Annotated in this window: 3 protein-coding genes and 1 pseudogene; 2 read left to right on the top strand and 2 right to left on the bottom strand. The window is 47.3% G+C overall.

What is annotated here, in order from left to right:
* Positions 1–1,710: RagB/SusD family nutrient uptake outer membrane protein (locus ACTIE6_RS15165; RefSeq protein WP_439557439.1), on the bottom strand; the 1,710-nt coding region annotated here is incomplete at its 3' end.
* A 9-nt stretch (positions 1,711–1,719) separates the two neighbouring features.
* Positions 1,720–4,935, bottom strand: coding sequence for a SusC/RagA family TonB-linked outer membrane protein (locus tag ACTIE6_RS15160; RefSeq protein ID WP_439557438.1), 3,216 nt, complete (start codon positions 4,933–4,935; stop codon positions 1,720–1,722).
* Positions 4,936–5,497: 562 nt separating this feature from the next.
* Between ACTIE6_RS15160 and ACTIE6_RS15155 the strand changes: the two genes are divergently transcribed.
* Both ACTIE6_RS15155 and ACTIE6_RS15150 read left to right on the top strand, forming a co-directional pair.
* Positions 5,498–5,974: a hypothetical protein gene (locus ACTIE6_RS15155; protein ID WP_439557437.1), complete on the top strand. Its 477-nt coding sequence runs from the start codon at positions 5,498–5,500 to the stop codon at positions 5,972–5,974.
* A 36-nt stretch (positions 5,975–6,010) separates the two neighbouring features.
* Positions 6,011–6,207 (top strand): annotated as a pseudogene (locus tag ACTIE6_RS15150) (hypothetical protein); the annotation flags it as partial.

The raw sequence follows: 6,207 nt of genomic DNA, 5'->3' as shown, positions 1-6,207 counted from the left end.
CATGCTCTTGCCAGGCTTGAACTTGCCGATTACCGTAATATACTGTAACGGGCGACCCAGAGTCTCTTTCGCAATCATCCAGCGGCGTGCATCGTGGTAACGCTGCTCTTCGTAGGCCATTTCAATGCGTTTCTCGTGACGGTAAGCATCTCTCAATGCAGTTCCCGAAGCCTTGATCGCAGGCATACCAGCGCGGTAGCGGATTCTGTTAAGCCAGGTCAATGCTTCCGCTTCCTGACCCAATTCGATGCTTGCTTCGATGTAGTTGAATGCTACTTCGGTCACACGAATAAAAGGCCATGGGATGTTCTGACGGTCGGTGTTGTCGTACAATGCAGGATTTGGGTCAATGAACTTACGCATATAGTATCCTGTGCGGCTACCATTCCAGTCTTCGATCGAGCTGCTGCGGGTATCCAGTCCTTTGCGGTTAAACAATGCACCTTTATCGTCAAGCAGGTCATAAGAACCTGTCTGGATCTGGTTCGCAGGATCTTTCGCGTCAGAAGGACGTGGTTTCCATGTTGCGCCATCGTACATCACAGTTGCGTAAAAACGAGGATCACGGTTTGCGTAAGGCATAGCCTTATGCGTTGGATTGGTCCAAGAGAAGTTCGTGCCGTCCATCATCTGGTAATCGTCCACCAGCAAACCGATAGGCGTATTACCAGCCCAGTTATGGTATCCGTTAGGACCATTGTTCAAGCCCATCTGGCGTGCGCCCTCGGCCAAACTTGGCACAAAATAGCGGCCAAAAATGATGTCGCTTGCAGCGGATGCATCAACTGACTTGTCAAGGCTACCTCCGCCCATTGAAAGAGAAACATAGTTCTGCTTGCCTTGTTCTGCTGTTACGGGTGCAGTCAGGTTAAGTTTGTATCCACCAGAGCCCGCATCCAGTGCAGCTTTCGCAGCCGCCTGAGCAGCCTGCCATCTTGCCTTACGATCGCCGGTAACATAACCGAGGAACTCAGGGTTTGGATAAGAACCTAAAACCGATGATTTAGCCTTTGCAGTAGCCATATCATGCAAATCACTTGCTGCGTAAAGCAATACACGTGATTTTAGCGCCAATGCGGCCACTTCCGTAGTGCGGCCTTTTACTTGCGTCTTGCCTTTGAGTAACATTGCCGCACTATCGCAATTCATTACAACAAATTTAACGCACTCTTCATAAGTATTGCGAGGCACAGAATAATCTTCGTTCAGGTTGTAGACCTTTGTAATAATAGGTACAGCACCGTAGTAGCGAAGCAACTGCTGATAGTAGTACGCGCGAAGAAAATACGTTTCTCCCATCAACCTTGCTTTCAGCGTCTCATCCGTAAAAGTAGCAGTCGGCAGGTTTTGCAATGCCAGGTTAGTGGCACGAATGCGGGTATACATTGGTCCCCAGCCGTAGGTATCGTCTACCCAACCCAGGTTTGACGGGCTGAGGCTTCCTTCGTTTACCGTGTTGATGTTTCTTCCGGTATGGGTAAAGACAGCTTCGTCCGTCAGGGAAGCAAGCATTTGTTCGCTGAACCCGCCTTGCTGTAAACCCTGGTAGATACCGGTTACAAAGCCCTCTGCCAATGCGCCTTCTTTCCAGACTTCTTCGGCAGGGATTTCAGTTGGAGGCGTTACGTCCAAAAATTCAGTGTCGCAGGATACGAGCCCGGTTGTGGCAAGTGCTGCTAGAAATATCCAATTTTTATAACTCAATTTCATGATTGTTGCTTAAAAAGTTACACGTACACCAGCATTCAGCACGCGGGACTGAGGATAGTACTGACCGTTTGAAGAGGTCGCCTCAGGATCCCAGATCTTGATCTTGTCAATGGTGAACAGGTTAAGTCCATTTACATAAACTCTCAAATTACCCAGACCGATTTTGCTTCCGATTTCCGAAGGCAGGTTGTAGCCTAGTTCAATGTTTTTCAAACGCAGGTAGTTGTTGCTTCTCAGGAAGTAAGTATTGGCTCCGGCAATATCGAAGTTGGTGTAATACGTATTGTTCCTGTTGGCAAGCCTTGGCTCTGTTGAGCTTGGGTTGTCGATCGTCCAGCGGTTATCGTAGGCGTATTTCAGGTAGTTACCAATGTCACCCGATTCCGTCTGACCGATGTACTGCAAGCCGCCCAATGTTCCCTGGAACAAAAGTGAAAGGTCAAATGCCTTGTAACCCAGGTTGATGTTCATACCACCTGTGAATTGAGGCCGGTTTGTTTTTTCTGACCGGAGCTTATCGTCAGCAGTAATTTTGCCATCACCGTTGATATCCTTGAACTTCATGTCACCCGGACGGATTGAGCCGGTGATTCCGCTGTAATCCAATGGGTTTGCGTCAATCTCAGACTGATCGCGGAACACGCCGTCATATTGGTAGGCAAGGAATGAGTTGTAAGGCATTCCCGTAGTTTGCTGGTAAGTCGGAGCACCCGGCGTTTCGTCCCAGTACTTGATCTTGTTTTTAGCATAACCTCCATTCACACCTACTGAGTAAGTGAAATCGCCTGCATTACCATCGTAGCTCACTTTGAATTCCCATCCTTTGTTTTGCAGCTTACCCAGGTTTTGAGGAGGAAGCTTTCCGTCGATACCTGCAGAAGAAGGAGTTGAACCTGCTTTCGGGATCAGGATGTTGGAACGGTTGTTCACGAAGTAGTCAAATTCAAAAGCAACGCGGTCGCGGAACAAGGTACCTTCAATACCGAAGTTAGAGTTGTTGGCAACCTCCCAGGTAAAGTTCTGATTAGCTACGCGTGTTTCCAGCAATGTTTTTGCAACCTGATCATTGATAATGTAAGAACCAAAGCCCATTGTAGACAGGTACTGGTACTCAGCCAGTGTTTCTGTACCGATCAGGTAAGGCTCAGCGCCCATTTGGCCCCATGAACCGCGGATTTTCACGTTGTTCATGAAACGTACATTGTTTTTCCAGAAATCTTCTTCCGAAATCCTCCAACCCGCAGATACTCCAGGGAAGAAACCGAAGCGGCCTTCTTTCGGGAATACATAAGAACCATCCACGCGCCACAGGAACTCAGCAAGGTATTTTTCCTTGTAGTTGTAACCCGCACGACCGAAGTAGCTCAAACGTGCACGTCTGAACAGATCGAAGTTATCGATGTTCTGCTCAGCTGCGCCACCTGCAAAAAGCTGGTCAACAACCGGCGAGATGAAGTAGCGGCGGTATGCGAAGAAACCGTCAGCATCCACCTTTTCACGCTGGATACCCGCCATTACGTTGAAGTTGTGATCGTTGATCGTTTTTTCGTAAGAAACCTGACCTGTAAGCTGGATAGAAAGCTCCTGAGAAGCATTTTCTTGCAAACGCGGATCGCTGAAAGTAGAGCGTACTGTTCCTGTCAGGAATGGCGTGGTTCCATCAGCTTCGTAGGTTTTTTTGTCCCAGTAATAAAGCGTCCACGGTTTCTGGAAAGACTTCTGGCGGCGCAATTGCTTATCTAATGCAGCCATCGTTGTTACTTTCAAACCTTCCACACCAGGAATAAGGATTTCCAGTGTTCCGTTAGTCTGGATGTAGTCACGCTTGTCGTGGTTATATCCTGTTGTATTGGTTGTGATCACAGCCGGGTTCTGACCATTTTCAATGTCAGGACCAGGGCGACCATCCGGCCAGATTGCGATCTCGGTTGGTTTACCGCGCATCAACATACGGAAGATATCGCCTGCACCACCTCCATTCGGGAAGCGACGGAATTCTTCACGCAATGCAATACCCAGGTTGGCACTTACATATTTGTTGATTTTGGTATCCAGGTTTACACGCATATCATATTGCTTGTAGCCTGTCGCCGAATTTACGTAGTTACCTTCCTGGTTGATGTAACCCAATGAAGCCAGGTATTTGATATTGTCGCTACCACCTGTCAATTGCAGGTTGTGGCGCTGCTGCGGAGACCATTTACGGATTACCGCATCATACCAGTCTGTATTTGGGTGGATCAACGGATCTGAACCATCTCTGAAACGGTCGATATCAGCAGGTGTAAACACAGCGCTCAGCACGTTTCCGTTGTCAGTACGTGTATACGCACCATTGGAATTGAAACCTTGCAATGCGCCTCCCCACTGCCCTACCGGCAGGTTATCATAAATCTGCAACTCGTTACGGATCGTAGCGTATTCAGCTGCATTCGACATTTCAGGAGTACGGGTTGGCTGCGCCATACCCATATTCAGGTCGTATGCCAACTGTGGCTTACCTGTTTTTCCTCTCTTTGTTGTGATCAGAATAACCCCGTTACCCGCGCGTGAACCGTAGATAGCCGCAGCTGCATCTTTCAAAACAGAGATACTTTCGATATCAGCCGGGTTCAAACGGTCCAAACCACCACTACGGTTAGGTACACCATCTACAACGATCAGTGCATTGCTGTTACCCAGTGAGTTGGTACCACGGATACGGATTGCAGAGCCATCGTAACCAGGTTCACCACTCGCCTGAACAGTAGAAACACCAGGCAAGCGGCCGCCAAGTGTATTGGAAAGGTTAGTTGCCGGCGCTTTTTGTAATTCAGCACCTTTAACTGCTGTAACTGAGCCCGTTAACGTAGCTTTTTTTGCTGTACCATAACCTACCACAACTACCTCGTCCAGCGCCTTGGTATCAACAAGCATTTTTACATCAAGGCTGGTTTTGTTGGCCAGCGGAATTTCCTGCGTAATGTAACCAATAAACGAAAAGACCAGCGTCGCGGTCCCGGGTGCATTTACCGTATAATTACCTTCCAGATCGGTAACGGTTCCCACCGAAGTCCCCTTTACAACCACACTCACTCCCGGCAAACCTTGTCCTTGCTCATCGTTAACTTTCCCCTTGACTGCGGCATCCTGTGCGAATGCAGCGGCGCTGACCAGCATAGTCAGCACAAGAGAATAAAAGTACCGTGTTAGGTTCCGGTCCCTTCTTCTTCTAGAAATTCTCATAGATCGAACGTATAAATTAGTAGATAGTAAAAAAAATAGTTAAACATTTAGAATTCTTGCTTCGTGCTGCCCTCACCTCCTTTGTATCTGTGTCTAAATCACACAATTAATAATTCAACTTTAAGTTACAAATATCCTATTCGAGGTAAAAACGTAATTATACCGGGAATTATTAGCTTAGAACTTAGAGCAGGGAAAAATAAAGGTATCGGTTGTTATCTGTATAAAACTATCTCTTCTAGGGATTGTACAAGATGTAACCAGGGGTACAAAAAGATATGAAATTATTCACATAAACAAGGATTCCAGCAATCTGACAATGTTTTCTTCGAAAATAACCACGAGTTACTAAACTCGTCTGACAAGGTTTGGTGATATTCGAATGTTAAATGTGAGGATAGAAATAAATACTCTGCGGATTAAGAAAATCCGCTTGTTAAACCGCGCTAGCCGCTGGGTAATGGGTTTACCCTACGCGGTTGTCACCGATTTACTTTGAAGAATGTACGTAAATCTGCCCGCCCTTCTAAATGGCAGAAATCACATCTTGAAAGCAAATCATATGAAATCTGCATTACTTATTTTGTGGGCATGCTGCCTGTCGCTCATCACGCAAGCCCAGTCCGCCCGTGACTTCTTCACCTTTCAGGGCTTCGCCAGACTTCCGGATGGAAAGGCCGCAGCTAATCAGAATATTTCACTCCGCTTTGGCATTCATCCATTGCTGAGTTCAAATGTTTACCAGGAAGAGCACCATACGGTGGCAAACGAACAAGGTGTCTTTACTGTACTTATTGGGGCGGGTACAGTCATCAGCGGCAACTTTTCAAATATCAAATGGGAATCCGGATATTACTTCTTGAATACTGAAATGGATTTGAATGGAGGTAACAACTACGTCAGTCTGGGTTCGACGCAACTGGTGAGCGTACCTTATGCACTCCATGCCAAACAAAGCGACCGCTGGAAAAACGATGAGCCAATAATACAGTCAGGCCAGGAGAATGCTGGCAGCATATTGCCATTTGTCGGAGACTGACCCAGACTTGTGTGGTATCCCAGGAAGTATGCTTTTATGACTGGATTTTGCGACGGTAATATGTGGCGAGACGACAACATTGGTCTCGGCTCATCTGCTTTCGGTCTAAGCTCGGTAGCCAAAGGAAATTACTCAACTGCTTTTGGCATTTACACAACTGCTTCTGGCCAAGCTTCCCTTTCCGGAGGAGACAGGTCCATCGCTTCTGCCAATTCGGCGACGGCATTAGGCTC

It is taken from the genome of Dyadobacter sp. (assembly GCF_051859145.1).
GTDB lineage: Bacteria > Bacteroidota > Bacteroidia > Cytophagales > Spirosomataceae > Dyadobacter.
The sequence above is the reverse complement of the archived record's forward strand: the minus strand, read 5'-3'. Positions and strand labels throughout refer to the sequence as shown.

Bases quoted from the DNA above. Each gene is read 5' to 3' on its own strand.
- ACTIE6_RS15160 (WP_439557438.1), bottom strand. From the start codon at position 4,935: ATGAGAATTTCTAGAAGAAGAAGGGACCGGAACCTAACACGGTACTTT.
- ACTIE6_RS15155 (WP_439557437.1), top strand. From the start codon at position 5,498: ATGAAATCTGCATTACTTATTTTGTGGGCATGCTGCCTGTCGCTCATC.